This is a genomic window from Bacteroides sp. ET336 (assembly GCF_024733815.1).
GTDB classification, from domain to species: Bacteria; Bacteroidota; Bacteroidia; order Bacteroidales; family Bacteroidaceae; genus Phocaeicola; species Phocaeicola cellulolyticus.
Genome location: NZ_JANRHK010000005.1, coordinates 91,066 through 116,346 on the forward strand (window position 1 = coordinate 91,066; position 25,281 = coordinate 116,346).

A 25,281-nucleotide genomic window follows, 5' to 3' on the forward strand; every position below is an offset into this window, starting at 1 on the left:
AAACTTACTTCGTAAAAAACTAAGGATTATGGCAAAAACATTTAGTGAATTACAGGCATTAGCTTTACAAATTAGAGATGAAATTCTCGAGAAAAAGAACACTGCTCCACGTGTTGGTGCAGCACTTCTTGATATGATTGATAATACAATCCAAAATATCACAGACATCAACCAAAAGCTCAGTGTTTTTGAGCATGTCTGCAGTGGCTTCAAAAGAGTACAATCAGAATCACAATTACCGGTTACTCCACCAGAGGATGAAAAAGCTGTAGGGTATCTTGTTGGCAAGAATCTGTATCTTTATGTTGGTAAAGACGGTAATGCTGTTAATGGCAGGTATTTCAATGTTGGTGATATTACAGGTCCTCAGGGCGAGCTTGGTCCTCAAGGTCTTATTGGTCCTGTTGGTCCAAAAGGCGAACAAGGTAATTCTGGTGTTTCTGGCTCAACCGATAATATCGAGGTCGTCAATAATCTTGATGGTGGTGAATCTACTCCGGAGAGGATTAAGGTATTGGCAGCAGAACAGGGTAAGGTGTTGAAGGAGAAGCTATCCGAGTTAGATAGTAATATCGTAAAAGTAGAATTTACTGATAATAAAGAGATAAATACTTATATCAAGGAGATGTACATTGATATTGAACAAATAGATACGGAGAAACTTAATTCAATATCAAGATTGCAAATAGTAGGAAACTCTGAAACAAGTAAAATGGTGAGATTTACTGATAATCAAAATGGTCAGAGTTATATATTTATCACATTAAAAAATACAGATGATAATTTTGATTTGACAAAATGTAATAATAAAGTTTATTATTACGAGGGAATTTATATTGTATTTAAAAACTTAGAAAATAAATATGTAGCTAAGGATTTTACAGTTTTAAATAAAATACCATTATATAATAATTCAGATATATCTTGCTATATAAATGATGATGAGTCGTTTAAATATAATGATTTATCAGTTGGGATTTTTGAAATTGCTTTAAATACAACTAATAAGCCTAGAATAATTCAATTTACAGATTGCAATATATGTAATAAAATAGAACTTGTATTTAACAACGGAGCGACATTAAATCTATATCCTCCATATAAAGATTATTACCTACCTGATTTGGGCAATAATAAAATTAAATTACATATAGAAGAGCGAGGTAATATCAATATAAAAGTTAAGAATGTAAATTTCATTGAACCGAATTCTATTGAAAATGAATATTATAAAAAAATTATAGAGTCTCTGGAAATAGATAGAAATATTTTCCCTAATGCAAGTGGATATAAATTTAGACTGTATAAGACATTTACAACAGATGATGAAGTAAGATTACAATCATTTTTAATAGATAAAGAAAATCAAAATATAAAAGAATTTTCTAGCTATGCTAACTACAATACTGAGAGTACTTTAGTATTAGAAGCTAAAGGTTTTAAAGCAATAATCAGTATAAAAGATATGCCTATAACTGATAATACTGGACCTGTAAAAAATATTGTAAAATTATCTAATAGGAACTTTTTATTAAGTAGAAAGAAATTCGATACTCCATCTTATTATTCATCAAATACATTACAACAAAATTACTTTGATGATAAGCAGACAGAAAAAAAAGGGCAAATGCTTAGAACTGATAATATAGTTTGGAATCAAGGTAATATAGGAATTTTTGGAACAGAGAATAAAAATCTTGGCCTTAACTACATAGGAGATGATACTTGTAACACTAGTTATAGATATTTTTATTGGCTGGATGTACAAAAAGAAGAAAACAATTATGATTTTTCCCCTATTGAAGAATATCTTACTACTTGCTATGGTAAAAAACAAAGAACAGCCCTAAGATTGTTTCCGTCATGTATAAGTAGTAATTATGAAACATTTGAAAGTTATAAAATTTCTTTCCCTTCATACGTTGCAGAACTTATGAAGAATAATAATGGACAATCTGCAACATATACAGACAGTGATGGTAATAATCATTTATTGTTGGATGTGAATTTAGACGTTGTGTATACGGAGTATGAAAAACTTTTAAAAGCATTCGGGAATTGGATTAATACAACAGTTATAGATGAAGAAAATAATATAACTGCAAAAGATTTAATTCTTTTCATAGATTTTGGTTTTCTTGGTCCATGGGGAGAGGGGGCATGGGGTAATTTAGAATTAACAACAAATGTAGAAAATATAAATAGATACGTACAAGCCTTTTTAACAAACGTACCAGATCTTCAAATTAACATAGGACTTTCATTTAATGATGGGTATCAATATTTTGAAAGAAATAAATTTTTTATTGATAGTAAAGAATTATATAATAACGCTGGCTATCTTGGTATTTTTATAGATAATATAGGAGCAAGAAATCCAACTATTTTTGACAAAAATCGCTATATTGCTTTGAATATAACATTCTATGATTTATTAAAAAAATATGCTGAAAGAGGTGATTTTATAACTGGTGAGTTTGCAATGTGGACTAATAATGCTTATTTTGGAGATAATTGCGGATTATGGGCTTATGATTTATTTAGATTAACAAAACAACCATTTGTCAGAGCACATAATATAGCCGTTAGAACTCCTAATGCAAAACAAAATGTTCAATTAAGAGATATTAGCCCACAAAGTTATTACGTAATTAATAATATATTATCATGCGTTGGTTTCAGATATGTATTATCTATATTGAATGCTAACATAGCTGATGGTAAATTATCAATAGGATGGGAATTGACTAACATAGGTCTTAACAAATGCTATTTTGATATTTACGAACTCTATTATAGAATTAAGAAAAATACAGGAGATATACAAGATATAAAAATAGAATATGATTTGAAAACGCTTATGCCAGTAGGTAACCAAGAGCCATTGCTGTTTGCAATAGGAAATGGAAAATATTTTAAATATGATACAGTAGTTGATGATACATTTAAAAGCATATCTTTGATTGTAAAAGATAAAAAAGGAATACAAAATCCTTTATACCTTTCTAATTATGAAAGGCAGGAAGATGGCAGTTATATGCTGTATGAGGTGGTAGAATAGCTCGGAAAACTTAACAATTTATATTTATGATTTCATTGATATTAATTTCATTCTTGACTATAGCCACATACACGGCTATAATATCAATTAATTCCGGAATACCGTATTCCATCAGTGAAACATATTATCGTATCAACCATAAAAAATGGTTCACATTCGTAATGTTGTTTACAGCCATTACATTATTACCTGAAGCCCTGGAGAACAGTTCAGAGAACAGCCAGTTCTTGATCTTCCTGAGTGTTGTCGGAATGGCAATTGTTGGTTTATCACCAAATTTCATTCATGGTGAAAAATCTGAACGAATAGCTCATTATGTCGGTTCCGGCATGTTGCTGTTGTTTTCCCAGTGCTGGGTATGGTGTAATCTATCATGGGCATTAACTTGGTGGATTGTATATGTCATGTGGATTGTTTTCAATTATAATAAGTCATCTACAGAACTGACCATTTATGATAGATTAGTCAGTACAAAACCTGTATTTTATGCAGAGTTGATTATAATACTTACGGTTTATTTAACAGTTCTGAGAGATTATATATTCTATTAATATTCATTCAAAGCCCTAACTGTTATTGGGGCTTTGTCTTTTTACACACTATTCCTGCTTAATACATTTGAATATCAAACTATATTAAGTATGAATAGTGTTTTTAATTTATTTGGATGGCTGAAGATTAGTAACCGTCCAAAACATCTAAAGGCAGGTATCGTGATATTAGTTTTATGGATTATTTGTACAATGATTCTTACGAATATGACGATGCTGCAATCTGCATTTACCGGATTGGTTTGTGTGTTCGTTGCTATGTGTTCTGTTGAATATATACAAAAGACATCAGGTAGTAAGTGGGATTGGCTTGATGTTCTTGCCGGCATTATTGTTCCTGGTATTCTAACTCTTTTACTCTGGATATGGACTTTATTAAGCCTATAATTGAGATTATTAGCGGTATTGTTTCTTCGATACTGCTACCTCTAATAAGTATTTTCTTATTCTATGATTCTCGTAAACGTAAGGAAGAAGCGACTGCAAATAAAGAAGAAGCTCAAGCTCGAAAAGAAGAACTTGCTGCAAGGAAGGTGGAAACTGACAATATAACTTCTTATGCTGCAGAATGGAAGGAACTTTACGAGAAGAAAGAAAAAAAAGTTATTGACCTCGATGCTAAGATTGACCAGCTTTATCTGGAGAAGAATGAAGACAGAAAACAAATTCGTGAGCTGATGGAGAAAAACACTGCATTGGAGATTGAGAAACTTAAACTGGAATATCAGAAATGCTTACGAGATGACTGTGGTAAAAGATTACCACCACGCACAAACCAAATTCTTGTTAATGATAAACAATAAAACAATCAGATTATGACAAAACTACCAAGAGGATTACGAAACAACAATCCGGGCAACATACGAAACAGCCAGCGCACTGACTGGCAGGGTGAAGTAGATGAATCAGTAAAGAATGACAATTCATTCGAAGAGTTTGAAACGATTGCATATGGCTACAGAGCTTTAATCAAGCTGCTGCAGAACTACCGTAAGGTACATGGTTGTCAGACGATAGCGGATTTTATAAACCGTTGGGCTCCAGAAACAGAAAACAACACATCCGGCTACATCAAAAGAGTATGTACAGAGATGGAAGTTCCTTCAACCTTCGTTCCGAACGTTGATGATAAAGATACTATGTGCGCTTTTGCTGCTGCCATTTCTCAAGTAGAAAATGGTGTTCCGGCTGTATTGTCAGATGTTGAATCAGGATGGCAATTATTATGAGAGCTTTCATTTATATATTCTTGATGTTTATTGGTTGTTCGGTGTTTCTCGGTTGCAAGACCGGGAAGCACCTTACATCTACAGACAGTCATACACAGATCATCGTGCATGAGAAATTGATTCCTGTGTTCAGACCTTCAGACTCGGCATCAATAAGAGCATTGTTAGAGTGTGATTCAAACGGCAAAGTATTGTTGTCATGGTTCGATATGGCTCAGTCAGAAAATGCAAAACTAAGATTCCAGTTGGATTCAATGGGTAATCTTCTTGCCGACTTCAAAGTTCCTTCAGATACAGTGTATATTCATGGTAAAGACAGCACGATTATTAAAACTGAAGTTAAACATATTGAAGTTGAACGCAAAAGAAATTCCTGGGAGAAGTTTTGCATAGGTTTCACTATAATTGCGTTACTCTCTATTATAGCGTTTGTCATTCTAAAATTACGTTCAATAATTAAATTCTAAGATATGGCTATTAACGAAACGGCTACCGTCGAGGTTAAGGTGAATGGTGAAGAAGCCAAACAGGAACTCAAAAGTCTTGAAGGCATAGCCTCAGGACTAAAGAAGGAGTTGGCCGAAGCCTACAATGCTGGTGATAAATCCAAGATTAAGCAGGTGACTTCTGAACTTCGAAAAACAGAAGCTCAGATAAAGACACTCAAAAGAGATACTACTGCCTTGACAGAGGTTATGAATAATCTAGACAAGGCAACACCTAAAGAACTTCGTGCTACACTGACAGCTATCAATAAGCAGCTAAACAGTGGATACATAAAGAGAGGTTCTGCAGAGTGGAAGATGTACCAGCAACAGGCCAAACTTGTTACTGCTGAACTCCAGAAAATCAAGATGGAAACCATGGAAACTACTTCATGGCTTGAACGCATGAACAATGGTATCACCAAATGGGGCGGTATGATTGCGACTGGTGCTGCAGCATTGACCGGTGTGTCGTTTACGATTAATAAGTTACGCAGTAACCGTGATGATAAGGAAGAAGCCCAGGCAGAACTGAAAGCTCTTACCGGTCTTGATGACGATTCTATCCAGTGGCTGACTCGCCAGGCTGAGATTCTTTCTACCTCTATGGAAGAGTCAGGCCTTCGTATCCGCCAGTCATCTGACGAAATCCTACAGGCGTATATGCTTATCGGTTCTAAGAAACCGGAACTTCTTGGTAATAAAGAGGCACTTAATGCAGTAACGGTTGAAGCCATGCGATTGGCTGCAGCTGCAAAAATTGACCTGAAGGATGCTGTTACAGCAACTACCATTTCACTGAATATGTATGGTGAGTCTGCTGATCAGGCGGCTAAGTACGTGAATGTCCTTGCTGCAGGCTCAAAAGAGGGTGCGGCTGATGTTTCTGCACAGGCGGCTACAATCAAGAATGCAGGTGTAGCTGCAGCTTCAGCTGGTGTCAGTATAGAACAGTTTCAGGGAACTATTCAGACTCTTGCCGAAAAAGGTGTGGAAGCAGAGGTCGCTGGTACTGCTTTGCGTAAATTCTTCCTGGTACTGCAAACCGGTCCGGATGAAACTAATCCTAAAGTTGTCGGGCTCCAGACTGCACTCGAGAACTTGAATAAAAAGGGTATGACTGCAGGTGACATACAGAAGATGTTTGGTGAAGAAGCATATACTGCAGCATCCATTTTGATACAAAATGTTGATGCTGTAGATAGATATACTCAGGCGGTTACAAATACAAATATCGCAGTAGAACAAGCAGCCATCAACTCAGACACAAACCGGGCAAAACTCGAGCAGCATAAAAATGCTATTAAAGAAGCAGGTATAGAACTGGCTGAAAGATTGAATCCTTCAATAATGACATTGAGTAGTCTTACTACTAAAATCATTACTGTACTTCCTAAGCTAATTGATTTTGCAATAGAATATCGTACTGTAATAATAACGAGTACTGCAGCTATAGGTGCATATACTATTGCTGTTAATGCAGCAACAATTAAGACCAAACTTTATGACACATGGACTAAAGTTGCTACTACATCTACTGCAGCATTCAATAAAGTGCTAAAATTGAATCCGGCTGGACTCATAATAGGTGGTATAACAGCGTTAGGTACGTATTTAATTACTAAACTTGTACCAAACACAGATAAAGCAACTGAAGCTCAACGCAGATATAACGAAGAATTACAGCGTACTAATGATGAGTTGAAGAGATATCAGGACATCGAGGATAGATACAAGAATATTAATAATCTCAATGACCGCCAGAAACAGACGTTGAAACAGGATGCTCAGACAGAACTTGCAAATGTTGAAGATAAACTCACGAAAGAAACAATCGCATATCAAAAGTACTATGCTGAGCAGAAGAAGATTATCATGGAAAGAAATGATGTTGATGAATCTCAGCGTCAGGCATTACTTAAATCATTGAGTAATCAGGCTGAAGAAAAGGCAGATGAACTTGAATATCTTCTTAAACGCAAAGAAACTTTGAAGAATATTATTTCATCAATAAAAGATCCTGAACCTGTTAAAGATAATGTAATTGCAACTGTTGATGATAATAAAGACAAGCCTTCAGCAGTAGAGGTTGCCACAAAAGCAGAAACAGAAAGATATTACGAAGAGTTATCCCAACTCAAAAAGTCATATATCAATTCTGACACAATGACTCAGAAGGATTACCAGGCATTGTCTGAAGACCTCGAGCGTCAGCATCTCGAGAAGATGCTTGAAATTGTTGGTTTGGAGCCTGAGAAGCGAAGACAGATTCAGGATAAGCTGCTCGAGATGCAGATTCAATATAAAGAACAATGTAAGCAACTGGATGAACAGGAGAAAGAAGAAAACTCTGATATTGCTTTCTCAAAACTTGAGAAAGAAGCACAACTCAAAATTGAAAGTGCAACACGTAGTCATTATGAAGGTTTGACTTCAGAGAAAGAATATAAGCAACAACTGCTAGATATTCAGGATGAATTTTATAATCAGGTTCTTGCATCAACAGAGATTTCAGAAGAAAAGAAGGCTGAGATAATGAATAAGAAACAAAAAGAAGGACTTGAACGTTCCAAGCGTAATTATGATGAGTATCAGGCTAAACTTAAAGAGCAAATATCATTTGCACAAGGTATTGGTCAGCAGTTCGGTGAGGTTTTTGCAGAGATGTTAACAGACTCTGAAGCGTCATTGGGCGATTTTATGAAAGCTACTCTTGTTCTTATTCTTGACACGTTGAAAAAAACAATGATTGCATATATAGCAGAATCAACTATGTCAGCTTTGGCTGAAGGTGGTATAAATGTTTTTGGTGCTTTGGCAGCTGCTGCTGCAAAAACAGCCTTGATTACTGCAGCATTCGAAACTGCCAAAGCTGCAATAAACGGATTCGAATCTGGCGGTTATACCGGTTACGGCAAGCACGATGAACCTAAAGGTATTGTACATGCCGGTGAGTTCGTTGCCAACCGCTATGCAGTCAGCAACCCTTCTGTTCGCCCAGTCCTTGACTTGATTGACCGCGCACAAAAGAACAACACCATTGGCAGCTTGACTGCCAAAGATGTTTCGGCTGTTCTTTCCGGTGTCAGCTCGACAACAAACAATACCTATTATCAGCAGGCTGCACCTGTAGATAACGGTATGTCTGCTGTCATGCTCGAGGCTGTAAAAGTTATGGGTGCTCTCAACAAGCGACTGAACGAACCGATATATACTTATACCAAGGCTACAGGCAAAATGGGTATCAACGAAGCACAGGATCTTGTAACTAAAATGAAGAATAACGCATCAAGGAGAATAAGATTATGACACGATTATTCATAGATGGCCAGGAAGTAGTTCTTCCGGAACAGTTCGAGCTTGAACTTATTACGGAGAATCCTTATTTCACCAGGAATGGGGAATATACCTATGATATAGATATAGATCTTCGAGTCCCTCAGAACAGACAGATTTATAAAAATATACAGCGTTCTGACGTTACAACCAAGATTAATAACCGCACTGCTGTAATTACTGCAGGAGCTTTCGAATTGATTCATGGAATAGAAGTTGTTCTTTCTGTTGATAATTACACAGCAAAAATTCAGATTTTAGCCGGTAATTCTCAGCTCAATTATAATGGAGAACAGCGCATAAGGGAGATTGAAATAGACGATGTGAACTACAGTGACGATGAAGCTGTTCAATCATTATATGGTACATCTAAAACTCATCATGCTGTTTATACACCTGTAGTAGCTTACAAGACATACTATAATAACTATGTTAATGGTTTGGATCTAAGAAATAATGCACCGGTATTTAATCATGATACAAGCATGGTTCCTCAATATTACCTTTTGTACATCCTTGAAAATATTATCGAGAAACTAGGTTTCGTTAAAGGAAGAGATTATATAGAGGATTATTTTTGGCAACGTGTATTTATAGTTAATACTCGTCCAGAATTAAAACCGCAGGAAATACTTCCGGATTGGACTGTTAATGAGTTTTTTGATGAAATCGAAAAATACCTTCATTGCATTATAGTAGTAGATAAGTTTACCGGTATCTATAATATATACAAGCGATCATCCTATTTTGATTTTTCAAGCATCATATATATAGATGATGTGCTTGATGATAATATTGAAAAAGTTTATGATCCTGATGTAGATTATGCTTATAACTATGATGCTGTATCTTATGACTTTCCTAGTAAGGATATATATAAGTATTTTCGTCTTGACGAAAATGTAAAACCACTTTCCACTGTTGTTAATGTAAGTTCAAGCGAGAATGTTGATCCGGCTAATTATCAGACTTATTACGATAATCCATACCTTATTCATTCTGATAAATATGGTATAGATTATGCAATGGTTAAGTTAGTCAATTATGATACAACGCAACAGGAGTATCTGACATTAAGAGTGGTAAACAGATTTGCAGATGGAGGAAATAATGATATAGAAAATAAAACAACATTCAAAATTGTACCTGCTGATATTGGTAGAGCTGAAATATGGAACTATGATGGTATGTCTGGTACGTGTCCGGCCGTAAAGAGTATTACTGATATAAATCAGTCTGAAGAGAAAGTTGGTATTACAGACCTGATTAACGGAAATGCTAAGATTGAAAGTTATATCCCTGATAGGATATATATTGGAATTTATTACGGTATGCAGAAAGTCACTGTAATGATCAATGGTAAATATCAATTATCAAATTATGATTTTCCATGTTCTTATGTAGATCATTATTTTATTGATGAATATAATCCAAGAGAAGAAGCTATGCCAACTCATGTTAATATGAATCATACATTGTCATTTAGCGGTGACACAGGTCTGATGTCATATTATCAGAATGATGAGAAAATAGACACTTCAATAGAATACAGCTTTAAGTTTATAACAAATAAAACTTATGATTTACGACAGATCTTTGTAATACGGAACAAAAAATATTTCTGCAAAGAAATACGATATACTATAACTCCAAAGGGATTGGATAAGGTAGCTGAAGGTATTTTCTATCTTGTTGAATGATATTCTCATATCGGTTATTTCGTGGTACTCCGTTGGGAAACGCAGTACCACATTTTTTTAGAACTCACCCTCAAAATGCTTGGTTTCCTCATGAACAGTCATATTGGTACCTTTGAGATATTTATTTGTAGTAGATACGTCAGCATGGCGAGCCTGGTCACGCGCGATGACAATTCCTTCAGCATTTGCCAAATCACGTATTCCGGAATCCTTCAGGGAATAGAATTGATAGCTGTCTGGAAATTTCAGTTTTTCACGTACCTTGTTAAAGTAATTCCTGTAAACCTTTGTGGTGACTTTTTCCTTTGATGGCTTGAACCCTTTACCGAATAGATAATAATCACCGGGATTTTTAAAGATATCAAGGTCAAGCATTGTCTTGATGAGCTTGTCATTAAGACCTACCATGCCATCCTTGCGGTTCTTGCTTATGCTCGAAGCTATAAAGACCTTCTGTTCCTTCAGATAGATATCAGATAGTTTTATATTGGTTATTTCGTCCGGACGGATGAAGGTATAATACGCGAACTGGCATAAGAACAGGAAGTGTTGATTCTCTTTCTTGAGATATTTCTTTAGCTTCTGTATGTCTGCAGACGATAGGGCAGAGCGTTTCTTCTCATCTTCCTGCAGCATACGGATGTTTTCAACCGGATTCTTTACCAGGTACTGCTTTTCCATCATCCAATTGCAGACTGATGATAGCCATGTACGATAGTTATTCCTGGTTCTGGCTGATGAATCACGGTCTAACAGCACATAGTCAAGAAAATCGGAGATGAAAGATTGGTCTATCTGGTAGGCATAGACTATTGCCGGAATACGTTTAGAAGTGTATTCTTCAAACACTCTCAGACGTTTCTCATAATCCTTGATGGTGTTCTCTTTTATTGTTCCTGCAGCATACAATTTCTCTAGATATATATGATACCTACGCATAATATCTATATACGGTGTGTATTGTCTGGAATTCTCGACATCAGCCCACGGGTTCCAGCCGGAACGGAGCTTAATATTAAGGTTTGTGATGATTTCGTTTGCACGACGACGACGGTCGGTAACTTTAGGTATTCCATCAAGCATATACTTCTTTCTTTTCATTTTTTGCTCGACAGGATCGTATGACTTGAAGTCAATATACCATGTTTTACCAGTGTGAAGTTTTGGTTCAGTGTACGAAATAATGCTAAAAATCGATGCGCTTTTCTTTCTTGATGAAAACATTTTTTTATTACGTTTTTCGAGTTCGAAAGCGTAATACGGTTTGACATTCAGAAAATTCGTGTCCGACATTTGTCCGACCTCTAAAACAGCAAAAGCTGCAACTTATTGAGTTACAGCTTTTTACTTCTGCACGGGAAGAGAGGCTCGAACTCCCGACACTCGGTTTTGGAGACCGATGCTCTACCAACTGAGCTATTCCCGTGTTTGCGTGTGCAAAGGTAGTACTTTTTTTTATATTGGCAAGCCTTTAATGAAATAAAAAATGAAAATATTTTGTTCTAAATATCTAAGTCATTGAAAGCCTGACGATATAGTTCTGATTTTTTTTCCAGCTTTAATGGATATGCTCTACTGGATGATGGCATTCTATACAGCAGAAGCTTTCTGTCGTGGAATAATATTTCTGTTTTGTTGCCTATGGATGGTTGTTTGACAGAAAAATATTCGCATATAATATCTGTAGCCTTTTGTCCTGTTGTGATTATGGCTTTGCATTTCGGCAGCTGTCTTAACAGTAGTTCGATATCTGTTGCTTCTACAACTTCCAGAAATTTGTCAGAAGCATTGTCCTGAAGTCTTATTACTGCTGTAGCTGTATCATATAATGCAATACCTTTTTCTGTTAGGAATGATTCAAGTTGCTCTTTGTTGAATGCTTTTTTGTCTTCAGTAAGAAAATGTTCTTTATCGTTGAAGAAAATGTAACCGAATATTCTCCACATATCGTTCTGGAGGTTAGGGTAGAAGAAATCCATACTCCATCTTTTACGTTGAGGTGGAAAACTTCCTAACATAAGTATTGAGGCATTGGCCGGAAGGAATGGTTCCAACGGATGTTGTTCAATGTCTTTAGGGTTTGTCATCATACCTATAATATTAAGGCGGGGTTGATTGCTTATGATTTACCAACTCCGCCTATAGTTCGTTCTATATTTAATCTTATGCTTTTGGTTTTGGCTCTTTCTTAGCCAGAAGGACAATGTTATATACATAATCATTCATCCATTCTTGTGAATATCCTAATGCGTGTTTGTATTGACGGATATTATTACAAGTCTTACGTACTCCATCGTCTTTCCAGTCTGTTTTCGTAAGTATATCGTTTATGGCTTTTTCTGTCATGTTGCGAAGCATCTTTTTCAGAAGGCTAGGCATACGGAATTTCCATTGCATCAAATTACCGATAACCATCATCAGGTCTTGGCTGAAACCTTGGAACATGAACAGGTATGATTTGATGTCGTTTACGTTTTTACAGTTCTTCTTTACTGATGCATCTATTTCCTTAAAGAAACCGTCATTCAACCCGTAAATATCAATAAGCATTTTTTTGCAGCGTGATTTTTCTGCAATACCAAGCTTGTTGTTTTGAGTAGGTACTTTAAGTGTACGTTTGAATACTGCCAAGTCAGGCAAAAAGTTTATATTGCTTATGCCCATCTGTGATGCCATTACGGCTTGGTAATACACACGTATAAGGGTCATAAAATCTTCCATTCCACCTACTCTTACAGGTTCTTCTGCATTTTCGGCATTTTTTTTCCCGAATAGTTTTGAAAATATGCTCATATATTTAAATGTTATTTATTTTTTACTGGTGCAAATATACGGAAATAAATTGATTTTGAACACTATTGTTTCCAATGTATCTGTTAACTGTGTATTCTAATTATATTGTTTCGTTGAAATTGCAACAGAATATCACCAACAAGTGATATCTTCCTCAATGTCTTTCATCTTATCTTTAGAAAAGACTGGGCTTTTTATTCCGTTTTTCTTTTGTGTCAGATAGTCATCAAGTAGTCTGAATGCATATTTGCCAAGCATAATGATTGCTATCAGATTACATATAGCCATCAGTGCCATTGTGACGTCTGCAAGGCTCCATACAAATTTTAGACTTGCTATAGAACCGAAAAACACCATTCCGCCTACAAGTATTCTATATATATGTATAACTTCTTTTCTTTTGGTGATGAACCTTATGTTGGCCTCACCGTAATAATAGTTGCCTAGAATGCTGCTGTATGCAAAGAACAGTATCGCTATTGCTATATATGTGCTTCCAATGTTACCTATCTGGCTGTTCAGTGCAGCTTGTGTGAGCTGTATTCCGTCAAGGTCAGTGTTGAAATGTTTCCCACTGAAAAGAATTATAAATGCAGTACATGTGCAGATGAGCAGCGTGTCCGTGAAAACTCCAAGGGCTTGAATGAAACCTTGTTTGGCAGGGTGGGTGACGTGTGCTGTAGCTGCTGCATTAGGCGCAGAACCCATTCCGGCTTCGTTGCTGAACAATCCTCGTTTAATGCCTTGCATTAATGCCGCGCCTATACCTCCTCCTAAGGCTTGCTCAAAGCCAAAAGCGTTCTTTATTATTATACCGAAGATGTCAGGAAGATGGGTAATATTGCTTATCACTATATATAATGCAAGAATTATATATCCAAGAGCCATTATAGGAACAAGGATACTGCTGACATTGGCTATCCAATGTACGCCCCCGAATATAATAATGATAGTAAGTATCGTAATTCCTATTCCCATATATATAGGAGGAATGTTGAATGCACTGTCGAAAGCGGCGCATATAGTGTTACTCTGTACGGAGTTGAATGCGAAACCGAATGTGATGGTTATCAGTATGGCGAAAATTACTCCCATCCATCTTTTTTTAAGACCTTTTTCCATATAATAGGCAGGTCCGCCAATGTATGAATGTTTGCTTCTCACCTTAAAAAGTTGTGCTAAAGTAGATTCAACGAAAGCGCTGCTTGCACCAAGCAATGCTATTACCCACATCCAGAATATAGCTCCAGGGCCTCCTACGGTTATAGCAGTTGCAACTCCTGCCAGATTTCCGGTTCCGACTCGGCTTGCCAAAGATATTGTAAATGCCTGAAAGGAAGATATATGTTTCTCGTGACCGTCAATTTTTGCTGTTGAATCGCCTAGGAGTCTTACCATTTCAGATATCATTCTGAACTGTACAAACCTGGTCTTGAAACTGAACCATAGGGCACATCCTAGCAACATAGCCACAAGTATGTATGTCCAAAGTATATAATTAGCCTGGTTTATTAATTCTGTAATGAAATTCATGTTTGTTCCTTGAATTTAAAAATGCATATTATTTTGTATTTTCTTCTTTAAGTCTGAAATAGAATGTGTGCTCTCTGAAGATTTGTTCCACTAAATCAAAGCGTATGAAATCGGCCAGTAATCTGCTTGTTGTTATACGTGGAATTCTTGAGAGTCTGCTGCATTGGTTTAATGTAAGTTCCTTGTTTTTTGACAGGATATCAAGAAGATATTTTTCCCTTTCAGAGTATGTTACAATTACCTTTTCTTCCTGTTTGTTGTGTTTCCATCTGTTTAGGAAAACAGTGTCGGCAAGAATATTCTCGTCATTTATTCTAACGTAAGCCCATGGCTTATTGTTCTCGTCAATTGCACAAACAGGCTTGTTTTTGCTTTCTTCTATGCTGACTTCCAGAACATCTTTACCTTGGACTCTGAATATTTTGTTTGATATGTTGACTTCAGGGGTGCAGTACATTTTGGCTGCAGCCTCTATCATGTATATTTCTTCTTCTGAGCGTACACCGGCTATTTTGCCGTTGTCTTTTACTCCAACCAACAGCCTTCCGCCTTCCGTATTCGAGAAGGCGGATATGCTTTTGGCTATTTTTCTTGCATCCGAAATAGCGAATTTAAAATCCTGATGGACATGTTCTCCTTCGTCTATCAGTTTTTGGATATAGTATTCGTCAGTAGGGAGCATAATATTTCGTTTAGTCTTGCGCTTGTGTGTGGTGTATTAATGTATTTTTAGTATTCACATGTTTTATGTGTCATTATGTCGAGTACAACCTTATCTGTCTCGTTCATACCTACAGAGCCTATTCTTGTGAGGTTTCTTATACTTAGATCTACGTTGTCTTCAATGATACCTTCTACAGATGTCACACACTTTTCTTCCATAGCCATTATGGCAGAGAATACCGCAGTTGATACTCCACTTGTTACTTTCAGTGCGCAACTAGGCTTTGCACCGTCGCAAATCATTCCTGTGAGGTTTGCAATCATGTTCTGTACAGCATATACTATCTGTTTGTATTTTCCCCCCATCAGATATGTTATTCCGCAACTGCTTCCTGTGGCTGCAACTACACATCCGCACAATGCTGAAAGGCGACCAAGGCTTTGTTTTATATATATAACAGAAAGATGACTCAGGACAAGTGCACGTATAAGTTTCTCTTCAGACTTGTTGTTGTCTTCCGCATAAACTACAACAGGTAGAGTGGCTGCTATACCCTGGTTGCCACTGCCTGAATTACTCATTACTGGAATCATCGCTCCTGCCATTCTGGCGTCGCAAGCGGCCGATGTATAAGACAAGATATGAGTGAAGGTATTGTTACCCATTATCTCTCTCTCGTTTTTGCATTCCATCAGGGTTTTACCTAATTCATGTCCATAATGTCCGTTAAGAGAGCGTTCAGCTGCCTGCTTGTTCAGTCGTTTTGACTCAAGTATGAATCGTATTTCATCAAGAGGGGCAGTTGTGGCAAATTCGTAAACCTTGTATAGGTTGAGGTTTAGTTCTTCCTCGTTTGTTTCATTGTTTTCTGAAACTTTTTCATTCAGAAGTATTTCCTCGTTCTTGCTTACATATATGAAGTGTGTGTGTCCGCCGCTTATTATTGCTGTTGCTTCGCCTTTATCAGATGAACATTTCACTTCAATATAAAGTTTCTCTTCTATTCCATACTTCAGACTAATGTCTATAGTCTGCGATTCAATCATTTTTTTACCTTCTTCCACAGCCTCTGGAGTACAGTCTTTCAAGACTTCAAGCTGGTATTCCGATTTTCCTATGATTGCCCCCAGTGCTATGGCTATCGGAAGACCTATCATACCGGTGCCGGGTATTCCTACCCCCATGGCATTTTTTAGTATGTTAGCACTTAGAAGTACAGAAATCTTTTTAGGTCTTTCACCTAGTGTCTCAGTGGCTTTTGCTACACAAAGAGCCACAGCAATAGGTTCTGTACAACCTATTGCCGGGACTACTTCTTTTTTTATGAGTGCTATTATTTGCTCTCTTTCTGATTTTGAAATCATTTTCGGATTTTTATTTTTTGTAGTTCTTTAATCCTGTTTCGAGGAAATCTATATAAAGTTTAATATCCTCATCGTAAGAATATGATTTGTTCAGAGGCATACCTTCATTGTCAACCAATACGTAGAAAGGTTGGGCGTTTGCTCCGAACTTAGAACGTTGCAGATAGCTCCACTTGTCGCCTACAGTACGCAATGTACGTTCCTTACCGTTTTCTGTTACAGTAATAGGCTCAGCCAATTTAGTCTTGTCGTCAACGTATAGTGTGATAAGTACATAATCTTCTGTCAACAGTTTGCTTACATTCTGGTCTGTCCAAACTGCCAGTTCCATCTTTCTGCAGTTTACGCATCCATATCCTGTGAAGTCTAGCATTACAGGTTTATTATTCATACGTGCGTATTCCATACCTGCTTCATAATCTGTGAATTTTGCATGTACTTCATTTTTATATAAGTTGAAATCCTGTGTCTGCATAGGTGGAGCAAAAGCACTGACAGCCTTTAGAGGTGCACCCCAAAGACCAGGAATCATATATATGGCAAATGACAGTGATATAAGCGCCATGAAAAATCTCGGTACACTTACTTTCTGGTCATCATCGTCGTGCGGGAATTTGATTTTACCCAACAGATACATACCAAGCAGACCGAATATAACAATCCACAATGCAAGGAATGTCTCGCGGTCAAGTATTCTCCATCCATATGCAAGATCGGCTACAGAAAGGAATTTCAGTGCGAAAGCCAGTTCAAGGAAACCTAATGTCACTTTGATGACATTCATCCATCCACCTGATTTAGGCATTGATTTAAGCCATGACGGGAATAGGGCGAAGAGTGTGAACGGTAAGGCAAGAGCTATGGCGAAACCAAGCATACCTATGGCAGGTGCAATAACGCTGCCAGTAGTAGAAACTTCTACCAGCAAGAAACCGATTATAGGACCTGTACAAGAGAATGATACAAGTGACAATGTGAATGCCATGAGGAATATGCTTAACAGACCTGTTGTCTGTTCTGCCTTGCTGTCAACTGCATTGCTCCATTTTGAAGGAAGTGTTATTTCGAAAGCTCCGAAGAATGATGCGGCAAAAACAAGAAGCATCAGACAGAAAAGTATATTGAATACAGCATTAGTTGATAATGCGTTAAGGGCACTAGCGCCGAAAATAAGTGTGATGGCAAGTCCAAGGGTAAGATATATAACTACTATTGAAGCACCGTATGTCCATGCGTCGCGTATTCCTTTCTTCTTGTCCTTAGTACGTTTGAGGAAGAAACTTACTGTCATAGGTATTATAGGCCATACACAAGGAGTGAACAGTGCAAGAAGACCTCCGGCCAAACCTGTCAGGAATATATATATCCACGACATTGATTCTTCTCCAGCATGCTCGCCGAAGCTGTTAAGTTCATTGATTACAGGTTTCCAATAGTCAGTTTTTTCAGATGAAGCAATTTTTAGAGGAGTCATGCTTATTTCAGAGCTGCCACCCGCATTATTTGTAATATCTTCTTTACTTTCACTTGCTGTAGCAGGACTTGTACTTGTTCCGTTAAAGCTGAAATCCACGCTGGTAGGAGGGAGGCAATTTTCATCATTACATGCACCGTATTCCAGATAACCTTTAATACTATAGTTCTTATCTGTTATTTTTATTTTCTGTATGAATGTAGCCTTATCTTTGAAATATCTTACTTTCATACCGAAAATAGGATCCATTTCGTTTATCTCATTTCCAACAGGAGTCAGTTTACCTATAGTTTCAGCTCCTTGGATTTGATCAATGTTGAAAGATGCGGAAATCGGACCACCTTCTTCTAATTCTGTTGAATAGACATGCCATCCTTTATCAATTGTGGCATTGAAAATAATTTCAGCCTCACTGTCTGAATTTTGTTTCCATTCAGTTTTAAATTTTATTGGCTCTTGTATTTGAGCTAGAGCCGGTAAGGCTAAGAGGACTGACAATAGCCAGTAGAACAATAGTCTTTTCGTCATTTTTTTACAATAAAATTAAGAGTTGATAATTTTTCTGCAAAGATACGTATTTTTTATATGATTTATAATTTTGCTAATTCTCTTATATGATTTTTTATGTGTTTTACTGGTGGTTTAGACCTTTTTTGAGAAAAAATGAATGATTTTTTCTGTAAAAGTTTGCAGATTCAAAAAAAATCCCTACCTTTGCATCGCTTTTGAGAAATAAAGCACTTCGAAGGGAGTTTTGGAGAGGTGGCAGAGTGGTCGATTGCGGCGGTCTTGAAAACCGTTGTACCGCGAGGTACCCGGGGTTCGAATCCCTGTCTCTCCGCATGAAAATCCGTTAAGCTATTGCTTGACGGATTTTTTTTGTATATGCTGTACTTATTTATTGAGATAGTCATATCAAATAAAAAAATAGAAAACGCACATTTCTGCCATTGTTGGGTAACTATTTTTTTGTATAGTAAGTTACCCAACTAGAAACAGTGAATTATAATTAAAATGTGATGATATTGTTCCAGAATTAAGATTGTTTAATTTGTCTTGTTCAAAAAGGTTTCCTTCTAAATTTTATTGAAGAAGTTCTTTTAACCTATTGGCGAGTTCTTCTCCTAAAATGTTTTCTCCTATCATTACACCTTCTGAATCAATCAAGTATGTAGTCGGTACAAATCTTACCTTATAAAGGCTGGCTACACCTGTTTCGTCTAAAAAGTTAGGCCAAGCAAGTTGTTCTTCTTTTAAAGCCTTTTCCCATTCTTCTTTTTTCTTGTCGATGGAAATACTGACAATTTCGAATCCTTTTTCGCTATATTGAGCATATAGTTTTTTTAGATTAGGTATTTCCTTTCGACAAGGATTGCACCAGGATGCCCAAAAATCAATTAGTAAATATTTCTTTCCTTGACGCAAAGTAGAAAGAGTAACATCGTTTCCGTTTTTGTCTTTAACGGTAAATTCAGGGACTTTGGTTCCTTCTTTTCCGGCAGGATAGAGTTCTTCCTTTACCTTCTGTCCGTAGTAAGATTGCTTGGCTGATGGAGAAAGTGCTTCATACCATGGTTTCATGTCTTCGCTTAGATATCTCGTAAATGATATCATCATTAAAGGTCCCCAGAATGAGTCTTTATTAGCCATTACAGTCTGATAATATATAGAATCTACTATGTTAAAGAATTTCTTGTCAGCTGTCATTCTGGCTTTTCCTCTTTCGCTTTGTTGTAGCTCCTTAATTCTGTTCTGGTCCTTCTGCTGGTATGCTTTCATCATCATGCTATCGTAATCTGCAAACTTGCGTGCATTATCAGCATACAGTGAATCCAAATAAGTACGGGCAGACAATAACGAATCATACTTTGTGCTGAGTGGCGAACCGCTAACTGATAAATCAGAAAGATTGTAAGATAGATTACCGTTTGTCTCTTGTTCAGTTACAGCTCCACTTATTTCTATTGGTGTGTTTTCCAAAATAAGGCTACGCCATCCGTAGGCATCTTTCACTATCAGGCGCACAGCCCTTGGTTCTTCCACTTTTCCTTGAAATATAAACTGTCCATTGGTTACTGTTGTGTCTGCCATTGGGGCTTCGTTGTCGTGGCTCACTGGTACCAGTTGTACATGTGTTCCATCAGGTAATCCTTCAATACTTCCTTTCAATACATATCCATCGGTTACAGGCTGACCTGTACATGCCATCATGGCCAAACTTAAAAAGGCCATCCAAGAGAGATTTTTCTTTTTCATAACGTGGTTTTATTTAGATACATTCTGTTCAATAGTTCCGTTTCCAGGATTATTCAAAGCGCCGGCTGGGAAAGGCATAGTCCACAAATGTGAAGTCGGGCTTAGAGTATATTCTGTTCCATTGTAATTTTTTGTCATTCTACGTAAGTATTTTCCTTCGCTGTTAAAACGACGGGCATCTGCAAAAGGAACTATGGAGAATATCAACTCATTGTCTTTAGTGTCCCGAATTAAAGAAAGAGCTTCCTCAAGTGTACTTGCAGTTGCAGGACGATACATCTCGGGGCGGATGCGTGTAGCGCGTACTGCATTGAGCGTATTCATCGCTTCTGTAAAATCATTTTGCGTTGTTAGTCTTGCCTGACATTCGGCTTTGATGAGATATGCCTCGCATGTGGTTAGTCCTCCATGATTGAAGAAACCGGAAGTCAAAGCCGCATAATATGTGTCGTTATTATCTACCTTAAGTTTCCAGCGTGAAAGGAATCTGGCATCTCCATCCTCAAAGCGTGCGGCTCTTTCTGCAGGAATATTATATTCATAGCTGTCGTAGTTTGACTGTCCACCGTAGCGTAAATAATAGTTTTCCACGTAATCATATTGCATAGGGGTGGCGAGCTTGTCGTAGTTATCGGGGTCTTCAATAGCGGCCTGATGTTCTTCGTAAAAAGAGTTCCAGTCATATAGCTGATTGTTCTGTTGCAAGGCTAAATTGGAATAACGTAATGCTTCTTCATAATTTTGCATTTGCAGATATATCCTGGCAAGTAAAGCATAACCAGCCCCTAAATTAGGATGAATTGCTGTCATTGATTGAGCTGGTAATCCCATTTCAATGGCTTCTTTAATATCATTCAACATGAAGTCATACAAATATTGAATAGAAACCTGTTTATAGGGTGCATCAATATTGGCACTTGTAATAAGGGGTACACTTAGCTTTTCTTCGGCAGTAGAGGCATCGTAGGTATCTGCATAATAGTTAGTCAGGACATCATAGCAAAGCGACCGTATCACTTTGGCGTATGCTATCACCTCGTTCCGTTCTGCGTCTGTAGCTTCAGTGGCCGTCGGAGCATTTTCTACAATCAGGTTACAGTTGGATATTGTCGCATATAGTGCATAATAAGTATCTTCATCTGAATTGTTCAGCATGATACGGTCGGCAGACTCATCCCACATGTAGTTGGCCCGATTGAGGCTTGGTGAGTTGACTTGTGCATTTTTCAGGTAAACGTCGTTCAGCAGATACAAAGCGTTCAAAATAGGTGTACGGCCATTTGTGTACTGGTCTCGTAACAGTGCTTCGAAGTCAGCCAGTGTAGTTGGTATTTTGGAGCCTTTCGGCGGTATGTTCAAGTAATCGTTGCATGCACTGCATATAATGCATGTGAGTACAATCAAAAGATTTATAAATTTAGTCATAAATGTCATGCAATATAAATGGTTAGAAATTCAGGTAAACGCCACACAGGTAGTTAGGCTTGGTATATCCGCCAAGCAAATACTTGGCATTGCTGCTTTTGGCCATTGTAAACACATTCTCCATGCCCAGCATGATACGTGCATTCTTCAGATATAGTTTATGACACCATTTTGAAGGAATGCGGTAGGTCAATGAAAGGTTTCTTAAACGCCAGTTTGTTGCATCAATTACGTTTATAGAGGAGTTGGCATACATACTTTGGTAGTTATAGTTGTATAGTGGGCTTTCAGTAGATATATAGCGTGGTATATCAGTATGAGCTTCGTCACCAGGTTCACGCCAGCGATTTTCTATGTCTTTGCTGACTACTCCCATACCCGACGAAATAAATGCTGTGTTTGTGTTACGCATTTTATGTCCGCCTTCAAACAGAAACTGAGCAGCCAGTTCCCAGTTCTTCCAGCGTAGATTTGTACTGACAGAACCATTATATATTGGTACGGTAGTTCCCAGGTAAACGAGGTCCTCAATTTCCGAAGGAGTCATATCTGTATATAATTTTCCTTCTGCGTCATATACTTGCGGAGTTCCGGTCTCACTCAATCCTGCCCATTGATAGCCATAAATGGCATTGTATGGATTTCCTACCCGTGGATATGCGGTAGGGTAGTCAATTACCAGATATGCTACCGGAGCTTTCACATTTACATACGTTACTTTATTTTTGTTGTAACCTAATACACCGCTTACATTCCAGTTCCAGTCGTTATTGCGAATAACATCTCCCGACAGTGTCAGTTCAAAACCTTTATTCGTCATTTCTCCGTTATTGATGGAATATGTGCTATATCCCCATCCTTCAGTCGGTACGCCATTGGTATTGGCAAGAAGGTCTGTTCCTTTTTTATTGTAATATTCAATAGAACCGTTGAGGCGATTACCTAACAATGCAAAATCTATTCCTACATTGAGAGTTGTAGTCTTTTCCCAACGTAAATTGGGATTCGGACGACTTGAAATAGTACCCTGAATACCTCCTACCTGGTTGTTATTGTTATAATATGCTATCATGTAAGGAGCTGAGTTCTTTGCAATGTTACCGCCGATACCATAACTTGCACGAAGTTTTAGCATGTTGATCCATGCAACATTGAAGAATGCTTCACGATCAATATTCCAGCCGGCTCCTACCGACCAAATAGGTCTTTTCTGATATTTGGAACCGGTTGAGAACAGATTCGTTTTGTCCCAACGAATACTTCCACTTACCATGTACTTTCCGTCATAAGTATAGGCTGCATTGCTATAGACCGATACATAACGGTTTACAAGTTCACGAATGTAAGCAAATTTTTGTTGGCTAAAGGACGCATATCCCCATTGCCCATTGAAGTTGCTTAGTTGTCCGGCATTAATCATGCTGTAAGTCAGCAGTTGTGGATCATAATTGTAGAGTGTACGGTCGTTATATTCCATTTTGTTTTCTCTGGTTTCCGTACCCAGAATCATGGTTATATCGTGTTTCCCGGCAATTGTTTTGTTAAAATCCAACTGTTGACGGAAATTATAAGCATGTGTTGTATTTGCTGATGTAAAAAATACATTGCCATAAGGTAAGGCAAATGTGGAAGTACCGTCATTATTTGATGTAGAAAATGTATTTACCATGTTTCTCACCTCAAAAGAGTCTTTTCCTTTCAATTGCTCAGTTTTATATTCTGCATATTCATACTGGAAGGACGCTGTGTATTTTAGCCAGTCGGTAAACTTGAAAGTGAGTCTGACGAATGTACGGTTGCTGAAATCACGGCTTTTCGTCAGATTCATTCCGATTTCATCCAGCGGTGTTATGTCCAGATTATATAAGCCGTTGTTGTGCAACAGATTCAGATTGTACAGACTGTAACGGTCTTCTTCTGTATTTGTATAATACGTACCGTCACTGTTCATCAGTCCGTCATAAGGCATATAAGTATAGCCCGGCGAAAAGAGATTAAATGATTGTGTGGTTCCTTTTCCATAATTCAGGTAAGTTCCTACATCCAGAGTAAGCCACGAAGTCATTTGTGTTGAGTTCTGCAAATTAATACCGATAGTGTTATTTTCTGAGAACTTATCCTCCAGCTGGTTTTGGCGATATGATACGGATGCGTTGAAAGTGTTTTTCTCTGTTCCTTTTCCGATGTTCAGGTTATATTGTTGAGAAAACGGATTACGTTTGCCGTATTTTTCTATATCCTTGTAATAACGGTAACCTTGTGAAGCCAGTCCTTTCAGATTGCTTTCAAGTTGGTCTTGAGTGATATTCCCGGCATAATAGTTTAGTATATTGCGTATTCCCTGAGTTGAATATGACATGTTATCCAAAACTGTATTAGCGTAGCTTCTTACATCACCTTCATGTAGTTGGGGGTTCTGTGCAGCCCATTCACGTTCCAGCTCAATCATCGTGGCCGATCCTGCCAGATATTTATCAGCATACGTATCGTAAGGATTAACTGTCAGTGTAGCGGAAAATGACACATTAAGCTCGTCTTTTTTTGCTCTTTTTGTTGTGATTACAACGACTCCATTTGCAGCGCGAGCTCCGTAAATAGAAGTAGCGGCAGCGTCTTTTAGTACAGTGATGCTCTCAATGTCTTCCATATTAAGATCTGGTACACTTTCTATCCAGTTACCATAACCATCGTTGGTTGTTTTCTCTACGGGGAAGCCGTCAATTACGTACAATGGGGTAGTAAGTCCGTTCATTGAGGTAACTCCTCGGATTTTTCCATCACTGTATCCTGCAACACGGCCTTCGAGTATTGCTCCCATATTGCTAAGGCGTTGTGTCTCCAACTTTTTAGAGTCAACTTTTGAAAATGCTCCTGTTGCACGTTCTTTAGAAATGGTTTGATAACCTGTTACGACTACCTCATCAAGAAGTTCTGATGAAGGCTGTAAAACGATAAAATAATCATTATCGGCATTCAGTTTCACCCGATGTGTTTTATATCCCAGATAGGAAGCTTCAATCTCTTTTGTATCAGATGGAAATGTCAGTGTAAAGTGTCCCTGAACATCCGTAATGACAGCTGCAACAGATCCTTTGGCGTCATCATTTACCTGTTTTACGTGAGCTGCTGGCAGCGGCTCGTTGTTTTCATCCACTACAATGCCATGAATTGTGCGGTTGCCCTGCGCATGAGTTTCGCAGACAAACATAATAAACGTACATAGCCAAAGCAGGAAGAGGATTCTGAAACGAGTTTCATGTAATGCTACTTTCTCCATACTTATATCTTTTTTTTAAGGTTATAGATTTAAACTTGAATTTTGCTCATGTGCAAAAATGTAAAAAAAAGATATAATATTGATACTAAATACGCGTTCAAATTCGACAATTGTTACTTTAGGAGAAGATTTT

At 37.5% G+C, this 25,281-nt stretch carries 17 protein-coding genes, 2 tRNA genes and 2 pseudogenes; 9 read left to right on the forward strand and 12 right to left on the reverse strand.

Annotated elements, in window-relative coordinates:
- Positions 1–28: 28 nt before the first annotated feature.
- The 8 genes from NW213_RS07180 to NW213_RS07215 all read left to right on the forward strand — a co-directional run bounded on the left by NW213_RS07180 (position 29) and on the right by NW213_RS07215 (position 10,362).
- Positions 29–3,061 (forward strand): collagen-like protein, encoded by a 3,033-nt coding sequence (locus tag NW213_RS07180; RefSeq protein ID WP_258322316.1) that lies wholly within the window; start codon positions 29–31, stop codon positions 3,059–3,061.
- 26 nt (positions 3,062–3,087) lie between these two features.
- A complete protein-coding gene (locus NW213_RS07185) occupies positions 3,088–3,612 on the forward strand; it encodes a glycosyl transferase (protein WP_258322317.1) in 525 nt (174 codons plus the stop codon).
- A gap of 90 nt (positions 3,613–3,702) precedes the next feature.
- On the forward strand, positions 3,703–3,999 hold the full coding sequence (locus tag NW213_RS07190) for a hypothetical protein (protein WP_258322318.1): 297 nt from the start codon (positions 3,703–3,705) through the stop codon (positions 3,997–3,999).
- Positions 3,978–4,415: a hypothetical protein gene (locus NW213_RS07195; RefSeq protein WP_258322319.1), complete on the forward strand. Its 438-nt coding sequence runs from the start codon at positions 3,978–3,980 to the stop codon at positions 4,413–4,415. The genes NW213_RS07190 and NW213_RS07195 overlap by 22 nt, the downstream gene beginning before the upstream one ends.
- Positions 4,416–4,427: 12 nt before the next feature.
- Positions 4,428–4,841 carry a structural protein P5 gene (locus NW213_RS07200; RefSeq protein WP_258322320.1) on the forward strand — a complete coding sequence of 138 codons (414 nt, stop codon included), beginning with the start codon at positions 4,428–4,430 and terminating at the stop codon, positions 4,839–4,841.
- Positions 4,838–5,308 carry a hypothetical protein gene (locus NW213_RS07205; protein ID WP_258322321.1) on the forward strand — a complete coding sequence of 157 codons (471 nt, stop codon included), beginning with the start codon at positions 4,838–4,840 and terminating at the stop codon, positions 5,306–5,308. The genes NW213_RS07200 and NW213_RS07205 overlap by 4 nt, the downstream gene beginning before the upstream one ends.
- Positions 5,309–5,311: 3 nt before the next feature.
- Positions 5,312–8,635, forward strand: a complete 3,324-nt coding sequence (locus NW213_RS07210) for a phage tail tape measure protein (RefSeq protein ID WP_258322322.1) — start codon at positions 5,312–5,314, stop codon at positions 8,633–8,635.
- Positions 8,632–10,362, forward strand: a complete 1,731-nt coding sequence (locus tag NW213_RS07215) for a hypothetical protein (RefSeq protein ID WP_258322323.1) — start codon at positions 8,632–8,634, stop codon at positions 10,360–10,362. Before NW213_RS07210 ends, NW213_RS07215 begins: the two co-directional genes overlap by 4 nt.
- 57 nt (positions 10,363–10,419) lie before the next feature.
- On the opposite strand, the gene NW213_RS07220 is transcribed toward NW213_RS07215, so the two are convergent.
- From NW213_RS07220 to NW213_RS16985, 9 genes and pseudogenes are all read right to left on the reverse strand, one after another.
- A complete protein-coding gene (locus NW213_RS07220; protein WP_258322324.1) occupies positions 10,420–11,586 on the reverse strand; it encodes a site-specific integrase in 1,167 nt (388 codons plus the stop codon).
- A gap of 129 nt (positions 11,587–11,715) precedes the next feature.
- Positions 11,716–11,788: transfer RNA gene (locus tag NW213_RS07225), tRNA-Trp, on the reverse strand.
- A gap of 76 nt (positions 11,789–11,864) precedes the next feature.
- Complete coding sequence (locus NW213_RS07230; RefSeq protein WP_154044114.1) at positions 11,865–12,449, reverse strand: uracil-DNA glycosylase family protein; 585 nt, start codon at positions 12,447–12,449, stop codon at positions 11,865–11,867.
- Between the two features lie 76 nt (positions 12,450–12,525).
- Entirely contained in the window at positions 12,526–13,155 is a 630-nt protein-coding gene (locus tag NW213_RS07235) for a hypothetical protein (RefSeq protein ID WP_154044066.1), read from the reverse strand.
- 132 nt (positions 13,156–13,287) lie between these two features.
- Positions 13,288–14,688 carry a sodium:alanine symporter family protein gene (locus NW213_RS07240; protein ID WP_154044065.1) on the reverse strand — a complete coding sequence of 467 codons (1,401 nt, stop codon included), beginning with the start codon at positions 14,686–14,688 and terminating at the stop codon, positions 13,288–13,290.
- A gap of 28 nt (positions 14,689–14,716) precedes the next feature.
- Positions 14,717–15,370 carry an RNA-binding domain-containing protein gene (locus tag NW213_RS07245; protein ID WP_258322325.1) on the reverse strand — a complete coding sequence of 218 codons (654 nt, stop codon included), beginning with the start codon at positions 15,368–15,370 and terminating at the stop codon, positions 14,717–14,719.
- A gap of 47 nt (positions 15,371–15,417) precedes the next feature.
- Positions 15,418–16,716 carry a serine dehydratase subunit alpha family protein gene (locus NW213_RS07250; RefSeq protein ID WP_258322326.1) on the reverse strand — a complete coding sequence of 433 codons (1,299 nt, stop codon included), beginning with the start codon at positions 16,714–16,716 and terminating at the stop codon, positions 15,418–15,420.
- Between the two features lie 10 nt (positions 16,717–16,726).
- A pseudogene (locus NW213_RS07255) lies at positions 16,727–18,154 on the reverse strand (protein-disulfide reductase DsbD family protein); the annotation flags it as partial.
- A gap of 114 nt (positions 18,155–18,268) precedes the next feature.
- A pseudogene (locus NW213_RS16985) lies at positions 18,269–18,718 on the reverse strand (protein-disulfide reductase DsbD domain-containing protein); the annotation flags it as partial.
- Positions 18,719–18,946: 228 nt separating this feature from the next.
- Between NW213_RS16985 and NW213_RS07260 the strand changes: the two are divergent.
- Positions 18,947–19,031, forward strand: a tRNA-Ser gene (locus tag NW213_RS07260).
- Positions 19,032–19,273: 242 nt separating this feature from the next.
- Here NW213_RS07260 and NW213_RS07265 read toward each other — a convergent pair.
- From NW213_RS07265 to NW213_RS07275, 3 genes are read right to left on the reverse strand one after another with little or no spacing between them, the layout of a single operon-like run.
- Positions 19,274–20,446, reverse strand: coding sequence for a TlpA disulfide reductase family protein (locus tag NW213_RS07265; RefSeq protein WP_258322328.1), 1,173 nt, complete (start codon positions 20,444–20,446; stop codon positions 19,274–19,276).
- A 9-nt stretch (positions 20,447–20,455) separates the two neighbouring features.
- Positions 20,456–21,871 carry a RagB/SusD family nutrient uptake outer membrane protein gene (locus tag NW213_RS07270; protein ID WP_258322329.1) on the reverse strand — a complete coding sequence of 472 codons (1,416 nt, stop codon included), beginning with the start codon at positions 21,869–21,871 and terminating at the stop codon, positions 20,456–20,458.
- 22 nt (positions 21,872–21,893) lie between these two features.
- Positions 21,894–25,079: a SusC/RagA family TonB-linked outer membrane protein gene (locus NW213_RS07275; protein ID WP_309148288.1), complete on the reverse strand. Its 3,186-nt coding sequence runs from the start codon at positions 25,077–25,079 to the stop codon at positions 21,894–21,896.
- Positions 25,080–25,281 lie beyond the last annotated feature (202 nt).

Coding starts and splice junctions, on each gene's coding strand:
- NW213_RS07230 (WP_154044114.1), bottom strand. CDS start 12,449: ATGACAAACCCTAAAGACATTGAACAACATCCGTTGGAACCATTCCTT.
- NW213_RS07180 (WP_258322316.1), top strand. CDS start 29: ATGGCAAAAACATTTAGTGAATTACAGGCATTAGCTTTACAAATTAGA.
- NW213_RS07275 (WP_309148288.1), bottom strand. CDS start 25,079: ATGTTTGTCTGCGAAACTCATGCGCAGGGCAACCGCACAATTCATGGC.
- NW213_RS07245 (WP_258322325.1), bottom strand. CDS start 15,370: ATGCTCCCTACTGACGAATACTATATCCAAAAACTGATAGACGAAGGA.
- NW213_RS07270 (WP_258322329.1), bottom strand. CDS start 21,871: ATGACTAAATTTATAAATCTTTTGATTGTACTCACATGCATTATATGC.
- NW213_RS07220 (WP_258322324.1), bottom strand. CDS start 11,586: ATGTTTTCATCAAGAAAGAAAAGCGCATCGATTTTTAGCATTATTTCG.
- NW213_RS07185 (WP_258322317.1), top strand. CDS start 3,088: ATGATTTCATTGATATTAATTTCATTCTTGACTATAGCCACATACACG.
- NW213_RS07195 (WP_258322319.1), top strand. CDS start 3,978: ATGGACTTTATTAAGCCTATAATTGAGATTATTAGCGGTATTGTTTCT.
- NW213_RS07265 (WP_258322328.1), bottom strand. CDS start 20,446: ATGAAAAAGAAAAATCTCTCTTGGATGGCCTTTTTAAGTTTGGCCATG.
- NW213_RS07235 (WP_154044066.1), bottom strand. CDS start 13,155: ATGAGCATATTTTCAAAACTATTCGGGAAAAAAAATGCCGAAAATGCA.
- NW213_RS07205 (WP_258322321.1), top strand. CDS start 4,838: ATGAGAGCTTTCATTTATATATTCTTGATGTTTATTGGTTGTTCGGTG.
- NW213_RS07210 (WP_258322322.1), top strand. CDS start 5,312: ATGGCTATTAACGAAACGGCTACCGTCGAGGTTAAGGTGAATGGTGAA.
- NW213_RS07250 (WP_258322326.1), bottom strand. CDS start 16,716: ATGATTTCAAAATCAGAAAGAGAGCAAATAATAGCACTCATAAAAAAA.
- NW213_RS07215 (WP_258322323.1), top strand. CDS start 8,632: ATGACACGATTATTCATAGATGGCCAGGAAGTAGTTCTTCCGGAACAG.
- NW213_RS07240 (WP_154044065.1), bottom strand. CDS start 14,688: ATGAATTTCATTACAGAATTAATAAACCAGGCTAATTATATACTTTGG.
- NW213_RS07200 (WP_258322320.1), top strand. CDS start 4,428: ATGACAAAACTACCAAGAGGATTACGAAACAACAATCCGGGCAACATA.
- NW213_RS07190 (WP_258322318.1), top strand. CDS start 3,703: ATGAATAGTGTTTTTAATTTATTTGGATGGCTGAAGATTAGTAACCGT.